This is a genomic window from Pseudomonas lini (assembly GCF_001042905.1).
GTDB classification, from domain to species: Bacteria; Pseudomonadota; Gammaproteobacteria; order Pseudomonadales; family Pseudomonadaceae; genus Aquipseudomonas; species Aquipseudomonas lini.
Genome location: NZ_JYLB01000003.1, coordinates 541,818 through 559,205, shown reverse-complemented (window position 1 = coordinate 559,205; position 17,388 = coordinate 541,818). Strand labels below are relative to the sequence as shown.

Below are 17,388 nucleotides of genomic sequence, written 5' to 3'. Positions count from 1 at the left end.
GGCGAAGTGGGCGGCCGATCAAAATTCGTTCTCGTCGAGTTCGGCCATCAGCGCCTGCATCTCGTCATCGGACAGACCCGAGGCGCTGAACTCGGTGCTCTGGGCTTGCGGTTGCGCGCTGTCGGCGGCCAGCGGCTGAGCGACTTCGGCCATGGCAGCGATGGTCTGGCGCTCGAACACGTGTTTGGCCGAGAGCGCAATGCCTTGCTCGTGGGCCTGGGCCACCACTTGCAGGCTCAGGATCGAGTCGCCGCCAATGGCGAAAAAGTTCTCGGTGACGCTCACGGTCGACAGCTTCAAGACCTTGGCGATGATCGCTTGCAGGGTGGTTTCCATCGCGTTGCGCGGTGCCACGTGGGCGCCTTCGTCGAACTGGTCCGGGTCGGGCAACTGACGGGTGTCGAGCTTGCCATTGGGGGTGCGCGGGAAAGTCGCCAGGGTCAGCACCCGGGCCGGCACCATGTACGAGGGCAGGCGTTCGCCGAGGAAACGCTTGATCGCTTCCGAGTCCGGCGCATAACCATGAGCCGCCACGACGTAAGCCAGCAGACGCTTGCCGGCGGCGTGTTCTTGCACGATCACCGCGGCTTCGCGCACGTCGCTGTGGCTGCACAGTTGACGTTCGATTTCGCCGAGTTCGATGCGGTAGCCGCGTAACTTGACCTGGTGGTCCTTGCGACCGAGGAATGCCAGGCGTCCGTCCGCCAGCCAGCAGGCCAGGTCGCCGGTGCGGTAGGCGCGGGTGCCATCGGCGAGAGTGACGAAGGCTTTGGCGGTTTCTTCGGGTTTGTTGCGATAACCGCGGGCCAGGGTCGGGCCGGCGAGAACAATTTCCCCCGGCTCACCGATGCCGCTGGCGATGCCGTGTTCGTTCAGTACGCGCAGGTCCATGCCGGCAATCGGGCGTCCGATGCTTAGCGCCCGGCTCGGGTCCAGCACTTCATAGGTGGCCCAGACCGTGGCTTCGGTGGGGCCGTATTCGTTCACCAGTCGGGCGCGCGGCAAGGTCTTGCTGTGCTGGGCGATCAACGAAGGCGGGCAGGCTTCACCGGCAACAATCCAGCACTCGAGGCTGTCGGCACTTTCGGCGCGTTGCAGTTGGTCGAGCAGGGCTTGATAGAGCGAGGGCAGCGACAGACCGTGGCTGACCCGATGCTGGGCAATCAACTGCGCCAGACGGGCCATTTCCAGTTCTTCGCCTGTAGCCGGCAATACCAGGCGTCCGCCTTGGGCCAGCGTCCAGAAAATCCCGGCGACCGAACTGTCGAAGGCAAACGACGACAACAGCAGGTAGGCGCGCACCGGCGTCTCATAGGAGGCCATGCGCACTTGGGTCGAGAAGCTCAACGCGCCGTGGCTGATTTCCACGGCTTTCGGTGCGCCAGTGGAACCGGAGGTGTAAATCAGATACGCCAGGTCGTCCGCGTCGGGCATCGGCAGTGGCGGCAGGTCGCTGGCGTTCGTCACCTTCAGGTCATCGAGCACGAAGCGTTGCAGAGTGTCGGGCACGCTGTCGGCGAGTTCGGCGCTGACCACGATGTGCGCAATGGCGCTGTCGGCGAGCATGTAGGCGCGGCGATCCGCCGGGTAGGTCGGATCAACCGGCACGTAAGCGCCACCGGCCTTCAACACCGCGAGCATGGCGACGATGGCGGCATTGCTGCGGGTGAACAGAATGCCCACGGGCACGCCTGGGCCGATGCCGGCCGCCACCAATTGATGGGCCAGATGAGTCGCGCAGGCATCGAGGCGGGCGTAACTCAGGTCGCCGTCCTTGTCGCTGAGGGCGATGGCGTTAGGCTGTCGTTGAACTTGACGGGCGATCAGCTCGACCAGACTCACGGGTTCGATCAGCGGCAGGCTCGGTCGGGCGTCGATAACCTGCGTTTGAAGCGGTCCGCTCAGCGGCAACTGAGCCCAGGCTTGCTGCGGATCGGCCAGCGCGCCCAGCAGCAGTTGCAGCCATTGCTCGGCGAGGCAGGCCGCCGCTTCGGCGCTTAATGTATGGCGGTCGTAAACCACCTGCGCGTGCAGGCTGTCGGGCAATTGGCGTACGTTCAGACAGGCCTTCACCGGGTTCATTACAGCGCTGGCATAACGTTCCCGGGCATCACCCGAACGCCAGGCAAAGGCGTAACCGCCATTCAGGTCCTGGGTGTAATAGTCCTGCCAGCCGACGGTTCGCTCGATCAAAGCGCCGACGTGTTGGCTTTGCTCCAGCAGCGTCGCCTGGGCATCCAGATCGATGCGCACCGGCAGGCACTGTTCGAACAAACCCAAGGCGCTTTCCAGTTCCGGGCCGCGGCTTTCGTGGATCAGCGTGATCGGGACTTGCTGCTGACCGGCCAAGCGTCCGAGTACGGCGGCCCAGGCTGTCAGCATCAGGCTCGAGGTCAGGGCCGGGTGGCGGGCGAGATCGGCGGGCAATGCCAGATCCACCCGTGCCGGCGCAAACACATTGCCGCTGCTGGATTCAAGCGACAGCTGCAAGGCCGGCTGTTCGGTTTCGCTCAGTGGTTTCCAGAAGATCACGCCGGGATGGTCCGGCTCGTCTTCTGTCAGGCTCCAGCGCCACTCGGCGTAGTCGGCATATTGCAGCGCTTCGGACAGATCCGGGGTGGCGTCTTGCAGCAGCGCAGCGGCCAGCAGTTTCAGGCTGGCGAGGTCGAAGTGGCTGCTGACAGCGGCCAGATCCAGCACCGACTGTTCGTCCGACAGTCGCACCAACGTCACGGCGAGCGGGTGGGTCCAGTCGCGGGCCTGTGCAGCAAGATCGCTCAGCAGGATGTCCTGCTCAGCGGGGCTATGCTGACGCAAATCCTGCACGGTCATCGGCAGGGCGCAGGTTTCGTCAATCACCTGTACCGGGTGGCGCAAACCTGGCACCGGCATCAGGCGCGTGCGCAGGATTTCACTGTCGGCCATCAGCGCCAGCAGACGACTGTTCAGCGCATCAAGATCCACCGGCCGGGACAGCGACCATTGCAAATGGCAACTGAACGGGTGTTCGATCGCGCCGTTGATGTGGGGGTACACAGATGCCTGTTGCGGCGATATACGAAAACCTTGAAGTCCGCTCATGTTCAACTCGACTAAAAATGGGCTTGAATCTGGGCCACGGCAGAAGCGCCGAGTCTCGCTGACCGGTTGTCAGGTGAGCCCCTTGCGAACAGCTGATATGCCCTTTGAAAGTCAGACGGCGACGTCGCTTTGCAGCAGGGCTTCGGCCATGCCGGTCATGATTGCGCGCTTGCCGGTGAAGGGCTCGCGACCGTGTACCGCGAGCATGTTGTCGATGAACAACACGTCGCCCTGCTGCCAGCTGAACCGCACCAGCGAGTCGAGGTAGGCCGCTCGCAGCGACTCCAGTACTTGCGGTTCGATCGGTTCGCCGTCGCCATAAAAAGTGTTGGTAGGCAGGTCGAGGTCGTTGAAGTTGCTTTGCAGCGAATCGCGGATCGCCGGGGGCAAGGTGCTGATGTGGAAGAAGGTGGCGTGGTTGAACCAGACTTCTTCACCGGTACGCGGATGCCGCACCACCGCCGGCCCGCGCTGGCGGGTACGCAGGCGGTTGTTTTCTTTCCATTCCACTTCGATGCCGACGCTGGCGCAGTAGGCTTCCACTTCGCTACGGTCTTCGGACTGGAACACGGCCTGCCACGACAGGCCAAAACCGTCGCCGTAATTGCGCACGTACAGCACGCCTTTTTCGCGGAACCGTGCTTCGATTTCGGGGCTGATGTTCGCCTTTACGGCACGGGTCGAGCCGATGGGAGTTTCGCCGCCGGTCTCGGATGGGATGTGGCAGTAGAAGAACAGCCGCAGCGGGAAGCGCGGCGAATAGGAATGTTCGTTGTGCGGGAAAATCATCTGGTCGGCCGGGTAGTCGGTCGAGGTGTAGATGTTGCCGCCGACCCGAGTGCGCGGCGAGGCGCGGAACATGTATTCCAGCGCGCCGGGGGAGAGGGCGGCGATGACCTGGTCGAATTGCTCCACGGACAGCACCGAGAACCCGCGAAACAGCAGGGCGCCGTATTGCAGCAGTTTTTTCTCCAGAGACTCGCGTTCACCAGTTGCCCAGGCGACCAGATCGACGCCGCTGACCGCCGGCTCGATCACCAGCGGCAAGGCGTGGTCCGGGCTTAGCAGACGCTCGCTGACCAGTTGCTGTTCCGAGACGTTCATGGCTTTGCGGCGTACGGCGCCAAGGGCACGAGACGATGGGGGCACGATAGACATAAAGGCATCCAACTGGGTTAATGGATCTGGGTTAAAGGGACAATGAGCGACGTTTGGTTTGCTTCATCTGGCTGCGACCGGCCAGGGCTTGGGACTGTTGGCGTTCACGCTGGAAAGCCTGATCCCGGGTGCCCAGCCGTTCGGCCAGTGCTGAAAGCGGTTCGGCCAGCACGTTCTGGATCTCGCCCAGCAGGTAGGTCCACAGGTGTTGCAGGCGCAGGGCGCGATCCTGATCGAAGTATTCGCCGCGGTACTTGAGGGTCGCGTCGATGCCTTCGGCGCCGTGCACCAGATCGAGCACCAGGTGGAAATCCCCCGGCGCCTGCGCCACGTCCAGCGCGGTCATGTGCGCACCGGCGATATCGGTTGGGGTTACCCGGGACGGTTGATAGTTGAGCTTGACCTGGAACAGTGGCGAGTGACCCGGGCGGCGCTCCGGCGCCAGCGCCGACACCACCAGATCGAAAGGCAGGCCTTGGTGGGCGTAAGCCAGTCGCGCCTCATCGCGCACCCGTTCAAGGAAACCGGCCAGTGTCGGTTCGCCGTTCAGGTCACAGCGCAGGGTCAGCTGGTTGACGAAGAAGCCGATGACGTCGTTGTGTTCCGCCAGCGGACGGCCGCTGACATCGGTGCCCAACAGAAACTGTTGCTGCCCGCCGAGTTGCTTGAGTACCAACTGATAGCTGGCCAAAAGCAGCATGAACAGGGTCATGCCTTGCTCGCGTGCCATTGCTGCAAGGTGTTCGCAGGTTGCCTGGGGCACCGTGAAGTTCAGACTGTGCTCACCGTGAGTCTGACCACGGCCACCCAGTTCGAGGGTTTGCGGCCTGTTTGCCAGATGCTCACGCCAGAAGCCTTGCTCCGTGGCGATCCGCTGTTCGCTCCAGTGCGTGGCTTCCCATTGGGCGAAATCCAGGTACTGCACCGGCAATTCGGCGTCGGTGGTGCCTGCCAGTTCCGCCAGCAACACTTGCGCCGAGCGTCCGTCAAAAGCGATGTGGTGCAGGGTCAGGAGCAGGTCATGCTGGTCATCGTGACGGCTGAGCAGTTGCGCGCGCAGCAGCGGTCCGGTCTCGAGTTCAACCGGCGTGGTGTGTTCGTTGGCCAGGCAGTCGCTGAGGTTTTGCTGTTGCTGTGCCTCGCTCTGATCACGCCAATCGTGCCAGGTCAGCGGCACGGCGGTGGCCGGCAAGACCTCTTGCTGCGGGCCATCGACACCATCGCGATACACCGTGCGCAACACGCTATGGCGGTTGACGAGGGTGTTCAGGCGTAGCGCCAGGGTTTCGATGTCGAGCGGACCTTGCAGGCGCAGGTGCAACACCAGGTTGTGCCGGGTATCGTCCGGGTTCAGTTGGCGCAAGAACCACAGGCGACTTTGCGCGAATGATTGACGACTTTGGCTGACGCTCGCACGCGCGGTCGATGTGCTGGTCGCTGGCGATGGTTCGCTCAGGAAAACCTGCAAGGCCAGCGCCCATTGCGCCAGGGTTTGTTCGCCGAACAGGCATTGGGTGTCAAGGCTCCAGCCCAGATCCTTGTACAGGCGAGCGGCAAAATCGGCCACGCTGATGGAGTCCAGGCCGAGGCCGATCAGGCTGAGCTCGAAGTCTGCCGCGAGGTACGGATTGACCTCGTGCAGGGTTTGCTCAAGCCATTGGCGGCACGCGGGCTGTGCGAGTTGCGGCGTATTCTCCACGCAATGCTTCAGTTGAACGAGGTCAATGGTTTCGCTGTTTGAGGTGATTTGCCCACCGCTCTGGGCGATGATGCTCAAGGTGCCCGCAGCCAGTTGTTTGCGCGCGCCCTGACGGGCGATCTTGCCGCTGGTGGTCATCGGGATGGTGCCGGCTTCCACCAGTACGATCTGATCGATACCGCAGTCGGCGGCTTCGCGCACGGCGTTTTGCATCGACGCAAACAGCGCGGGGTGATGCGCCGGGTCGACGAACTTGCGTTGCGGCTCGGCGACGATCACCAGTTTCTCGCGGCCAAGTGTGGGGTCCATCTCCGAGAACGCGGCGATACGTCCGGTGCGAATGCCCGACTCGGCATCGGTAATGGCGAATTCGATGTCGTGGGGGTACAGGTTGCGCCCATTGAGAATCAGCAAGTCCTTGAGCCGCCCGCAGATCACCACCTGACCTTCGTGCATGAAACCCAGGTCGCCGGAGCGCAGGTAATTGCCGGGTTCGCCGACAATGCGCGCCTCAAAGGCTTCGCGGCTGGCTTCGGGGTTTTTCCAATAGGCTTCGGCGTTGCTCGGGCCTCTCAGCCAGACTTCGCCGATGCGATCGGCGGCACAGCGCTCATGGCTCTGCGGGTCGGCGATGGCAATGTTGTGCAGCGCTTGGGGATAACCGCAGGCGACGAACTCCACGGCGGCGGCATCGGTGGCCGCCAACGCCACGCGACCGGTTTCCAGCACGGCTTTGTCCAGGCGCAACACTACTGGCAAAGCGTCGGCCGGCGTGGCACTGACACACAGCGTCGCTTCGGCCTGACCGTAACCGGGGCTGATTGCCAGAGGGTTGAGACCGCAAGCGGCAAAGCGCTGGGCGAAGGCTTCGAGGGTGCCGGGGTGGATCGGTTCGGCACCGTTGATTGCGTGTTGCCAGGCGCTCAAGTCGAGCTGTGCGATGAGGTTGTCGCTGACCACCCGGTTGCACAGGGCATAGGCGAAATTGGGGGCGAAACTGGCGGTGGCGCGGTAGCGGCTCAACGCCTGCAGCCAGGTCGACGGCGCGTTGACGAAGGTCTGTGAAGCCATCAAGTAGCAAGGCATGCCGCTGTAAAGCGGGGCCAGCATACCGCCGATCAGACCCATGTCGTGGTACAGCGGCAGCCAGTTGACCATGCCGCCATGCTCATCGAAACCGTAGGCCTGGCGCATCAGTTCGACGTTGGCGATCAGGTTGCGCTGGCGTACTTCAACGCCTTTGGGCGTGCCGGTGGAACCCGAGGTGTATTGCAGGAATGCCACGGTCGCGCCGTCGACGTTCGGGCGTGTCCACTGGCTGGCCGGCGGCATGCCCAGGTCCTGGACCGTCAGTACATCGACCTGGTTTTCCACCAATTCCAGCAAACCCTGGCAATGATCCGCAGGCGCGAGGATAAGCGCTGGTTCAGCATCCACCACCACTTTGCGTACCCGGTCCAGGTGGCGCGGTTTGCGCGACGGTGGCGGGAACAACGGCACGGCGATCAGGCCGGCATATAAACAAGCGCAGAACGCGCGGGCATAGTCGAGGCTGCTGGGCAGCATCAACAACACGCGATCGCCCGGCGCATAGCGCGATTGCAACGCCGCCGCCAGAGATCGGGACTGCTCGTGCAATTGGGCAAAGGTCAGGGTTTCGCCGATCTCGACGCCGTCCGGCAAGAAGTGCAGGGCAGCACGCTGCGGGAAGTGCTGGGCATTGGCTTCCAGTACTTCGATCCAGTGATTGAATGAGAACATGGTGGTATTCACGCCATGGCAACGATGACTTTGCGGTCACCGGTGTAAGGATTGCGGCCGTGAGCGACCAGTCGATTGTCGAGCATCAGGATGTCGCCGGGCTGCCAGGGGAAACTGATGGCGGTCTGGCGATAGACCTCGCGCACGGTGTCGAGCACCTCATCGGGAATCGCCGAGCCGTCGCCGAAGTAAACATGGCGGGGCAGGTTTTCTTCGCCCACCGCGGCGAGCAGGCTGGCGCGCACGCCCGGCTCGATGGCCGAAACATGAAACAGGTGCGCCTGATTGAACCAGACCCACTCACCGCTATCGGGATGCTGCAGCACGGCAGCGCAACGCTGACGGGTGCGCAGGTCGCCATCGGCTTTCCATTCCCACTCGATGTCGTTGTCCTGGCAGTAGCGTTCAACCTGCGCGCGGTCTTCGGTGTTGAAGACTTTCTGCCAGGGCAGATCCAGTGCGCCGCTGTAATTGCGCACATAGAGAAGCTCGCGGCTGGCAAACAGCTCGCGGATCTCGGCGGGCATGCGCTGGTAGATCAGGCGGCTGTCGGCAATCGGCGTTTCGCCACCGGTTTCGCTGGCCTTGATGCAGTGGAACCAGATGCGCGAAGGCCATGGCCGGGTGTAGGCCTGCTCGTTGTGCAAGGGGATGAATTGATGAGCCGGGTATTCGGTGGAGCTATAGACCCCGGCGAAGACTTTGCTGCGTGGCGTGGAACCGAATTCGTAGCTGGCCAGCGGTGCGCCGAAACTGGCGGCGAAGCGCTTGAAGTCGATGGGCGTGGCGACGGTAAAACCACGAAACAGCACCCCACCAATGGTGGTCAGCGCATGGGGCAGACTGTCGCGGATCGACGCGTCCAGATCATGAATCGACTGTCCCGGCGTTGCCTGTACCAGCATGGGTAATGACAGTTCGCTGCCACCCGCTGGAGCAATGGAAAAAGGCTCGGAACGCCCGTTCAGGTGTTCGATGGAGGTCATCCTTTGCACATCCTTTTTATCTTTTTTCGACCAGTCGGAACGGCTTGGGCAGACCTTGAAAACAGGGCAGAGGTCGCCGATGCAGTGCTCGACTGAAATGTATTCGCTCTGATACACGACAGCATATTAGGTACAAATGAGATAGATTATCAATCTTATTTCTTTAAATTTTTTTTTCGATTAGACTCCGCCCGCTGGCTCGAAACAGCATTTTGCTAGCGCAAAAAACAACAAATATCTGTCGCAGGGGAGCGGGGCGTGAATTTCAAAAAGAACACAATTGCGTTGGCTGTGGGGTCGGCGGTGTGCCTGATTAACAGCGCATGGGCGGCCGAACAGTCGAAGACAATGGAGATCGCTCCGATCACCGTGACGGGTGAAAAAATCAACCGCACCCTGGAGCAAACCCAGTCGAGTGTCGTCGTGGTGACCGACAAGCAACTGCGCGAGAAGGAGGACCACGACCTCGTCGACGTGTTCGCCCGAACGCCAGGTGTCTACAACCAGTCCGGTAATGAGAACTGGGGTATCCGCGGCGTACCGGTATCCGGTTTCGAGGACCAGGGCCCGGCCGCTCTCAACGGCGCGGTTTCGGTGTTCGTCGACGGTGCCGCGCAGCCGAACCGTGCACTGACCCTTAGCCCCATGCCACTGTGGGACGTCGAGCAAGTCGAAGTGTTCCTCGGCCCGCAATCCACTACCCAAGGCCGTAACTCCCTGGCCGGTGCGGTGGTCATCCAGACCAAGAATCCAACCTTTGAACCGAGCTTTTCCGCGCAAACCAACGTAGGGAACTACAACGAGCGCGGCGGGGCGGTTGCCGGTGGGGGCGCGATCGTCGATGGCAAGATCGCCGGCCGTATCGCGGTGGATTACCAGGAAGGCGACGGTTACATCGACAACGTCTTCACCGACGATGACGCTAACCAGACCCGTACCGGCAATGCCCGTGGCAAGCTGCTGATTCTGCCCAATGACGATCTTGATGTACTGCTGACCTACGCCCATGGTGAAAGTCGCAAGGGCGACAACTCGGTCATGCGTCAGAACGACAAGATCCGTTATTACAAGGTGGCGTCCAACACCGACGCGTACGACAAACTCAAGCAGGACACTGTCAGCGCCAAGGTCGACTATCGCCTGGATGATAGTTGGTCCCTGACCAGCCTCACCGCCAATACCGATTCGGACTACGACGCTCGCCTGGACTTCGACCAATCAGCTGACGCCAACCAGACCGTTCTGCGCAAGCAGTATGGCGACCTGTTCAGTCAGGAGTTGCGCCTGAACTACAGCGGCGACACGGTGAAGAGTTTCGCCGGCGTCTACTACGGTCACAACACCAACAACTTTCACGACCGGTTGTTCTTCGACGATGAACTGTTCGGTACCGTCAAGGGCGATACCACGATCGAAAACAAGGCAGTGTTCGGTGAAGTGAACTGGACCTTCGCTCCACGCTGGACCTTGATCACCGGCCTGCGCTACGACCACGAGACCAACGACACCGACGTCAAGCAAGATGACTTCTCCCAGCCCGCTAAAGAAAAACAGACGTCTGATGCCGTGTTGCCGAAACTCGGTATCGACTACGAGCTGGCCGAGAATCAGTACCTGGGCTTCATGGTGCAGAGAGGCTATCGCGGCGGCGGCGTCAACGTCCGTGCCGGTAGCGGTCACGAAGCCTACGATCCGGAATACACCACCAACTATGAGCTGTCCTACCGTGGTTCGTTCATGGACAAGACCCTGCGTACCCGCGCCAACGTGTACTACACCGACTGGAAAGACCAGCAGGTCAGTGTGCTGAACCCGGACACCGAGTTCCTTGACGTGTTCAACGCCGGCAGCAGTGACATCAAGGGTCTGGAAGTCTCTGTTGAAAAAGACTTCGGCGAACAGTTGACCCTGAACGCCGGTGCCTCCGTCACCGATGGCAAATACAAGGACTTCGTCACGAGCGACGGCCGCGACATGAGCGGCGAGGACTTCCTCTTTTCGCCCAAGTACAAGATGTCGCTGGGCGGTACCTATCGCTGGAATGATCGTCTGACCCTCAACACCGACGTCATCTATCAGAGCTCCGCGCCCTCGGAGTACGAGTTCGATGCTGCTGGCCAGGTCACGGGTGAGCGCCGGAGCGACAACTACTGGCTGGCGAACTTCAACGCCGAGTACAAGCTCACCAAAAACGTGGCGGTATCCGGCTACGTGAAAAACGCCTTCGACAAGGAATACGTCACCAACAACCGCAGCGGTGACATTGTCGATGTCGGCGCACCGCGCACGGTGGGTCTGGTTCTGCGCTACGACATGTAAATCTACGACGAGATGGAAGCGGGGGAAGGATTTCCCGCGTCCGGTTTCACGGCTGTCGTGACCTGAAGCATTCGTTTCAGGCTGCCCCGTTCCCTTCCAAACCCAGCCTCCCTGGAGGAAATCATGAGTGCTTTTTCGAATGTCACATCGGGTGGCGCGCAACAGCTACGCCTGTTGCACACCGGTCTGTCGAGCCCGTACTGCCTTGATTCGACGCCGATGCTGGAACGCCAGCAACAGCAGGAGTCCAACGCCCGCAGTTACCCTCGACGCATTCCGCTGGTGCTGGAACGAGCCCACGGTATCTACGTGCAGGACAGTCGCGGACAAGTGTTCGTCGATTGCCTGGCCGGCGCCGGCACCCTGGCGCTGGGACATAACCATCCGGTGATTATCGAAGCCATCACACAGGTCATGGCCTCAGGTGTGCCGATGCATACCCTGGACCTCATGACTCCGGTGAAGGACGCATTCGTACAGGAAATCTTCGGCTGCCTGCCAGCCGACTTTGCGCGAAACGCGCGCATCCAGTTTTGTGGCCCCAGTGGCGCCGATGCGGTGGAAGCAGCACTGAAGCTGACCCGCACCGCTACTGGCCGGCATTCGGTACTGGCCTTTGAAGGGGCCTACCACGGCATGACCCTGGGGACGCTGGCGATCAGCGGCAACCTGTCGCCGAAAAATGCTTTGGGCAGCTTGATGGCCGGCGTGCAACGCCTGCCGTTTCCCCATGATTACCGTTGCCCGTTCGGGGTGGCCGGCGAACAGGGCGTGACCTTGAACGTGCATTACCTCGAACATTTGCTCAACGACCCTGAAAGCGGCGTCACCGCCCCTGCGGCGATGATCCTTGAACCGATCCAGGGCGAAGGCGGAGTGATTACCGCCCCCGATCGCTGGATGCAGGAACTGCGTCGGCTGACCCAGGCCCACGGCATTCCGTTGATCGTCGATGAAATTCAATGCGGCATCGCCCGCAGCGGCCGGATGTTCGGTTTCGAGCACTCGGGCATTACGCCGGACGTCATTACTTTGTCCAAGGCCATCGGCGGCGGCCTGCCGTTGTCGGTGATGGTCTACAACGATTCCCTGGACGTGTGGCAGCCGGGCGCCCACGCCGGCACTTTCCGTGGCAATCAGTTGGCGATGGCGGCCGGCACCGCGACCTTGCGTTTCATCCGCGACGAAGGTCTGGTGGCCCACGCCGAGAGCGCTGGTGCGCATTTGCGCAAACAGTTGCTGACGCTGCAAAGCGAATTCAACTGGATCGGCGATGTGCGTGGCCGTGGCCTGATGCTCGGCATGGAAATCGTCGACCCGCAGGGGGCCCTTGACGCTCAAGGCCATCCGCCGGTGGACACCGCCCGGGCCAAGGCCTTCCAGCAGGCGTGCCTGCAACACGGTCTGATTGTCGAGCTGGGCGGCCGCCACAGTGCTACCGTGCGCTTCCTGCCGCCGCTGATCATCACCGAACAGGAGATCGATTTCGTCGCGCAAATCCTGTTCCGCGCGGCCTGTGCGATCAGCGAGCGTCCACTTCGCTGAGTAGCCGCTGCAGGGGCCTGCCGACCGCAATCGGCAGGCCTTTTTTCATTGGACAGGGAGTGACAATGCACACAGTTTTTGCCTCGATGAAGCCTGCCTGGCTGTTGCTGACGGTGCTTGGATTAAGCGCTTGCGGTGATCAGAAACCACCCGCCGAGCCCAGTGCGTCGGTACCGCAAGTGAAGACGCTGACGGTACAGCCACGGGCGTTTGCCATGACCACGGATTTGCCGGGGCGAATTGAACCGGTGCGCATCGCCGAGGTGCGCGCACGGGTGGCGGGTGTCGTATTGACCCGACATTTTCAGGAGGGCAGCGACGTCAAGGCGGGCCAGTTGCTTTTCAGCATCGACCCGGCGCCGCTCAAGGCGGCGCTGATGCGAGCTGAAGGCGCATTGGCCAAGGTCGAGGCCGATGTCTATCGCGCCAACGCTCAGGTGCAGCGTTTCAAACAGTTGGTCGAAATCAACGCCGTCAGCCCGCAAGCGTTCGACGACGCCATGTCCGACCTCAAGAGCGCCCAGGCCAATCGTCTGGCTGCCCAGGCCGACCTGACGACCGCACGGCTCAACCTCGGTTATTGTCAGCTGCGTGCACCGATCGGCGGCCGCATCGGGCGAGCGCTGGTCAGCGAAGGATCGCTGGTAGGGCAGGACGAGGCGACACTGATGGCGCGAGTTCAGCAACTGGACCCGATCTACGCTGACTTCACCCAATCCGCCGATCACGTCGTGGCTTTGCAGCAAGCCTTGGCCAGCGGGCGCCTGACCCTTGACGGCAGCGGTTCGGCGCAGGTGACGGTGCAAGTGGGCAATCCCCCCCAGACCCGCCGCGGCACGTTGATGTTCTCCGATATCTCTGTGGATCGAAGTACTGGGCAAGTGACCTTGCGCGGCGAATTCCCCAACCCGGACAACGTGTTGCTGCCGGGCATGTACGTGCGCGTGGTGGCGCCGGCCGGGGTCGATCCGCAAGCGTTGTTCGTGCCGCAGCAAGCGGTGCAGCGCGGCACCGATGGGCAGGCCAGGTTGATGCTGGTGGATGCCGGCGGCGTGGTGCGCGAACGGGTGGTCAGTACAGGCGTGATGGTCGGTTCCGACTGGCAGATCACTCAGGGGCTGTCCGCCGGTGACCACGTGGTGGTCGAACGAGTGGACAAGCTCAGCGCCGGGACTCAAGTCAACGTCATCACCTTGGCCGAGCAGCAGGCTCGCAACTGACGGCCAGAGGCCTTGGGAAACAACGATGCCGGATTTTTTCATCAACCGTCCGAATTTCGCCTGGGTCATCGCGTTGTTCATCTCGCTCGCGGGAGCGCTGACCCTAGGCACCTTGCCGGTCAACCAGTACCCGGACGTGGCGCCGACGCAAATCACAGTCAGCGCCAACTACCCTGGCGCGTCGGCACAGATCGTTAGCCAGAATGTCACCAGTCTGCTCGAAGAAGAGCTCAACGGTCTGAAAGGCCTGATCTATTACGAGTCCAACAGCGCCAACGGCGGTGCCGATATCACCATCACCTTCAACCCGGGCACCGATGCCGACATGGCACAGGTCGATGTGCAGAACCGTTTGCAACGGGTGGTCGGTCGCTTGCCTCAGGCGGTGATCAAGCAAGGCCTGAAAGTGGAGCAGGCGCGTTCCAATTTCCTGTTGGTGTATGCCTTGTCCTACACCGACGACCAGCAGGATTCCATCGGGCTGGCGGACTACGCGGCCCGGGCCATCAATAATGAAATTCGCCGGGTGGCCGGGGTTGGTCGGGTGCAGATGTACGCTGCCGAACGGGCCATGCGCATCTGGGTCGATCCTGCGCGATTGGTGGGTTACAACCTGTCGATGGCTGATGTCGGCAAGGCCATCGCCGGGCAAAACGTGCAAGTGCCTGCGGGCAGTATGGGTGAACGGCCGGGGCCCGCCGACCAGCACATTACCGCTACGGTGATGGTGCAAGGCCAGCTCGAATCGATGGAGGCATTTGGCAACATTGTGTTGCGGGCCAATGACGACGGTTCCAGTGTGCGAATCCACGATGTGGCACGGGTCGAACTGGGGCGACAGGACTACCGGTTCGATGCGCGTCTGAATGGTAAACCGGCAGCAGCCATGTCGGTGCAGTTGGCGCCCGGCGCCAACGCGCTGCAAACAGCGGAAGCGATCAAGGCGCGGCTTGGACAGCTATCGAGCACGCTGCCGGCAAACATGACTTTGAACGTGCCTTACGACACCTCGTACTTTGTCGAGATGGCGATCAAACAAGTCATCTACACCCTGATCGAAGCCATGGTCCTGGTGTTCCTGGTGATGCTGCTGTTTTTGCAGAACCTGCGCTACACACTGATTCCGGCAGTGGTGGTGCCGGTCTGCCTGCTGGGGACGATCGCGGTCATGGCCCCGCTGGGGTTCTCGATCAATATGATGACCCTGTTCGGCATGGTGCTGGCCATCGGGATTCTGGTGGACGACGCCATCGTGGTGGTGGAAAACGTCGAACGGCTGATCACTCAGGAGCATCTGTCGCCCAAGGCCGCGACCCGCAAGGCCATGCAGCAGATCAGCGGAGCGATCGTCGGCATCACCCTGGTGCTGTCGGCGGTGTTCCTGCCACTGACGTTCATGGGCGGTTCGGTGGGGGTGATCTACCAGCAATTTGCCATGGCACTGTCGGTGTCGATCCTGTTCTCCGGCTTTTTGGCGCTGACCCTGACGCCGGCCCTGTGCGCCACCGTGCTCAAACCCTTTGACCCCACGCATCAAGCCCGGCCGAATCGCTGGGCAAACGCTTTCAATCGACGCTTCGATGCCCTGGCCCGGCGCTACGAACGGCTGGGTGCGAGCTGGGTTCGACGCAGCTCGCGCAGCATGTGTCTGTACCTGATGTTGCTGCTGGTACTCGTCTTTGCCTATCAGCGGTTGCCGTCCTCGTTCTTGCCGTCCGAGGATCAGGGCTACATCGTCACCGATATCCAGTTGCCGCCCGCGGCGTCAGCCTCGCGCACCGATGTGACGGTCCAGGCGTGGGAACACTATGCCCTGGCGCAACCTGCCACGGATCACGTGCTGGCGATCATGGGCTTCAGTTTCTCCGGGGAAGGTGCCAACGCGGCAATGTCGTATGTCACCCTCAAAGACTGGTCGCTTCGTGGCAGCGGGCAGTCCAGCGATGAGCTGGCCCGGCATGCGAATGAGGCCTTTGAAAATGTCGCCGATGGCACGCTGTACAGCGTGGTGCCGCCCCCGGTGGACGGCCTTGGCACCTCCAGCGGTTTCGATCTGCGCTTGCAGGATCTGGCGGGTCAGGGGCACGACGCGCTATTGAAGGCGCGAAGCCAGTTGCTCGAAGCCGCCAAGGCATCGCCGGTGATCGGCCACCTGATGGAGGATGGCTTGGCCGATGCACCGCAAATCAATGTCAGCATCGACCGCGAAAAGGCCGAGGCCCTGGGCGTGAGTTTTGATGTAATCAGTGCGGCACTGTCCTCGGCGCTGGGTTCGGAGCAGATCAACGAGTTCGCCAATCAGGGGCGGATGCAACGGGTGATCGTTCAGGCGGATGGCATCAGCCGGCAGACGCCCGAAGCGCTGTTGCGCCTGCAAGTGCTCAACCGGCAGAACCGTCTGGTGCCACTGGAAGCGTTCAGCCGTTTCGAGTGGCAGGTCGGGCCGTTGCAGATCGCTCGCTACAACGGCTCGGCGTCATTGCGTTTTTCCGGTGATGCCGCGCCGGGTTACAGCACCGGTCAAGCCATGGAGGAAATGCAGAAAATTGCCCGTCAGTTACCGACCGGTTTCAGCCTGGAATGGTCCGGCCTGTCATTGCAGGAACAACAGGCCAGCGATCAGGCGCCTATGTTGGTGGGCTTGTCGTTGACCATGGTGTTGCTGGTACTGGTCGCACTGTATGAAAGCTGGGCGATTCCCTTTGCCGTGCTGCTGATCGTGCCGGTGGGCATGCTCGGTTCGGTATTGGCGGTGACGGTGTTGGGCATGCCCAATGACGTCTACTTCAAGGTGGGATTGATCACGATCATCGGCCTTTCCGCCAAGAACGCCATCCTCATCGTCGAGTTTGCCAAGTCGCTTCACGCTCAGGGTGCAAGCCTTGCGCAAGCGGCTGCTGAAGCGGCGCGCTTGCGTTTTCGCCCGATCGTCATGACGTCCCTGGCTTTCATTCTCGGTGTGCTACCCCTGGCACTCGCCAGTGGTGCGGGTGCCGCCAGCCAGCGAGCAATTGGCACCGGCGTGATCGGCGGCATGCTGGCAGCGACAGTACTTGGGGTCTTGTGCGTACCGCTGTTCTTTGTATGGGTCCTGTCCTTGGCGGATCGCTTGCGTCGTCGCCATGTCGCCAACACCGAGTCGGGAGAGATTGGTTAAAAAATGTCAAAACAATAATCGCCAATTTTTACATCGGTGCGTTTCTTAAAAGGATTTTTTCCATGTACGACCACTCGGTCTCGTCGTCTCTCATTACGCCAATGCAGCCGCAGCCAGCGACCACTCGGCAAAATTTCCAATGCGATCGCAACACGAATACGCGTATCCGTGAATTGCTGCGCTTTTATGGGCTGCGCACCAGCCTTATCCGCTTGAAAGTGATCGATGCCTTATTGGTCGCCACCAAAGAGGAGCGTTCCGTCGGTGTGCACGGGGTGCATGCTTACCTGGGTACCTTGGCTGCCGAATTGTCGTTCATCAGTGTGCGTGAAGTGCTCAAGCGTCTTTGCGAAGAGGGTGTCATTCATTTTCAGGACAAGAGCTACAGCTTTACCGCCGAAGCCAGGGCGTTGCTGAAACTGCATTCAGAGGTGAAGGGAGTTTAGTCGTTCTCAATGGGCG

General features: G+C 61.4%; 9 protein-coding genes. 5 read left to right on the top strand and 4 right to left on the bottom strand.

All coding sequences use genetic code 11. The annotated features are described in order from the left end of the window. Window positions 1-18: 18 nt before the first annotated feature. The 4 genes from TU81_RS11180 to TU81_RS11165 all read right to left on the bottom strand — a co-directional run bounded on the left by TU81_RS11180 (window position 19) and on the right by TU81_RS11165 (window position 8,685). Window positions 19-3,081 (bottom strand): non-ribosomal peptide synthetase, encoded by a 3,063-nt coding sequence (locus TU81_RS11180; RefSeq protein WP_048395088.1) that lies wholly within the window; start codon window positions 3,079-3,081, stop codon window positions 19-21. A gap of 111 nt (window positions 3,082-3,192) precedes the next feature. Then, complete coding sequence (locus tag TU81_RS11175) at window positions 3,193-4,239, bottom strand: TauD/TfdA family dioxygenase (protein WP_048395086.1); 1,047 nt, start codon at window positions 4,237-4,239, stop codon at window positions 3,193-3,195. Window positions 4,240-4,270: 31 nt separating this feature from the next. Next, window positions 4,271-7,699, bottom strand: a complete 3,429-nt coding sequence (locus TU81_RS11170) for a condensation domain-containing protein (RefSeq protein WP_048395085.1) — start codon at window positions 7,697-7,699, stop codon at window positions 4,271-4,273. Between the two features lie 8 nt (window positions 7,700-7,707). After that, a complete protein-coding gene (locus tag TU81_RS11165; RefSeq protein ID WP_048395083.1) occupies window positions 7,708-8,685 on the bottom strand; it encodes a TauD/TfdA family dioxygenase in 978 nt (325 codons plus the stop codon). A 258-nt stretch (window positions 8,686-8,943) separates the two neighbouring features. Between TU81_RS11165 and TU81_RS11160 the strand changes: the two genes are divergently transcribed. The 5 genes from TU81_RS11160 (at window position 8,944) to TU81_RS11140 (ending at window position 17,372) form a co-directional block, all read left to right on the top strand. After that, on the top strand, window positions 8,944-11,004 hold the full coding sequence (locus TU81_RS11160) for a TonB-dependent receptor (RefSeq protein ID WP_048395082.1): 2,061 nt from the start codon (window positions 8,944-8,946) through the stop codon (window positions 11,002-11,004). A gap of 123 nt (window positions 11,005-11,127) precedes the next feature. Continuing rightward, a complete protein-coding gene (locus tag TU81_RS11155) occupies window positions 11,128-12,549 on the top strand; it encodes a diaminobutyrate--2-oxoglutarate transaminase (protein WP_080772059.1) in 1,422 nt (473 codons plus the stop codon). A 65-nt stretch (window positions 12,550-12,614) separates the two neighbouring features. After that, window positions 12,615-13,769: an efflux RND transporter periplasmic adaptor subunit gene (locus tag TU81_RS11150; protein WP_048395080.1), complete on the top strand. Its 1,155-nt coding sequence runs from the start codon at window positions 12,615-12,617 to the stop codon at window positions 13,767-13,769. Between the two features lie 25 nt (window positions 13,770-13,794). Beyond that, window positions 13,795-16,926 (top strand): multidrug efflux RND transporter permease subunit, encoded by a 3,132-nt coding sequence (locus TU81_RS11145; protein WP_048395078.1) that lies wholly within the window; start codon window positions 13,795-13,797, stop codon window positions 16,924-16,926. 62 nt (window positions 16,927-16,988) lie between these two features. After that, window positions 16,989-17,372, top strand: a complete 384-nt coding sequence (locus TU81_RS11140; RefSeq protein ID WP_038980137.1) for a hypothetical protein — start codon at window positions 16,989-16,991, stop codon at window positions 17,370-17,372. The last annotated feature ends 16 nt before the right edge of the window (window positions 17,373-17,388 follow it).

Bases quoted from the DNA above. Each gene is read 5' to 3' on its own strand.
- TU81_RS11175 (WP_048395086.1), bottom strand. From the start codon at position 4,239: ATGTCTATCGTGCCCCCATCGTCTCGTGCCCTTGGCGCCGTACGCCGC.
- TU81_RS11145 (WP_048395078.1), top strand. From the start codon at position 13,795: ATGCCGGATTTTTTCATCAACCGTCCGAATTTCGCCTGGGTCATCGCG.
- TU81_RS11140 (WP_038980137.1), top strand. From the start codon at position 16,989: ATGTACGACCACTCGGTCTCGTCGTCTCTCATTACGCCAATGCAGCCG.
- TU81_RS11180 (WP_048395088.1), bottom strand. From the start codon at position 3,081: ATGAGCGGACTTCAAGGTTTTCGTATATCGCCGCAACAGGCATCTGTG.
- TU81_RS11155 (WP_080772059.1), top strand. From the start codon at position 11,128: ATGAGTGCTTTTTCGAATGTCACATCGGGTGGCGCGCAACAGCTACGC.
- TU81_RS11170 (WP_048395085.1), bottom strand. From the start codon at position 7,699: ATGTTCTCATTCAATCACTGGATCGAAGTACTGGAAGCCAATGCCCAG.
- TU81_RS11165 (WP_048395083.1), bottom strand. From the start codon at position 8,685: ATGACCTCCATCGAACACCTGAACGGGCGTTCCGAGCCTTTTTCCATT.
- TU81_RS11150 (WP_048395080.1), top strand. From the start codon at position 12,615: ATGCACACAGTTTTTGCCTCGATGAAGCCTGCCTGGCTGTTGCTGACG.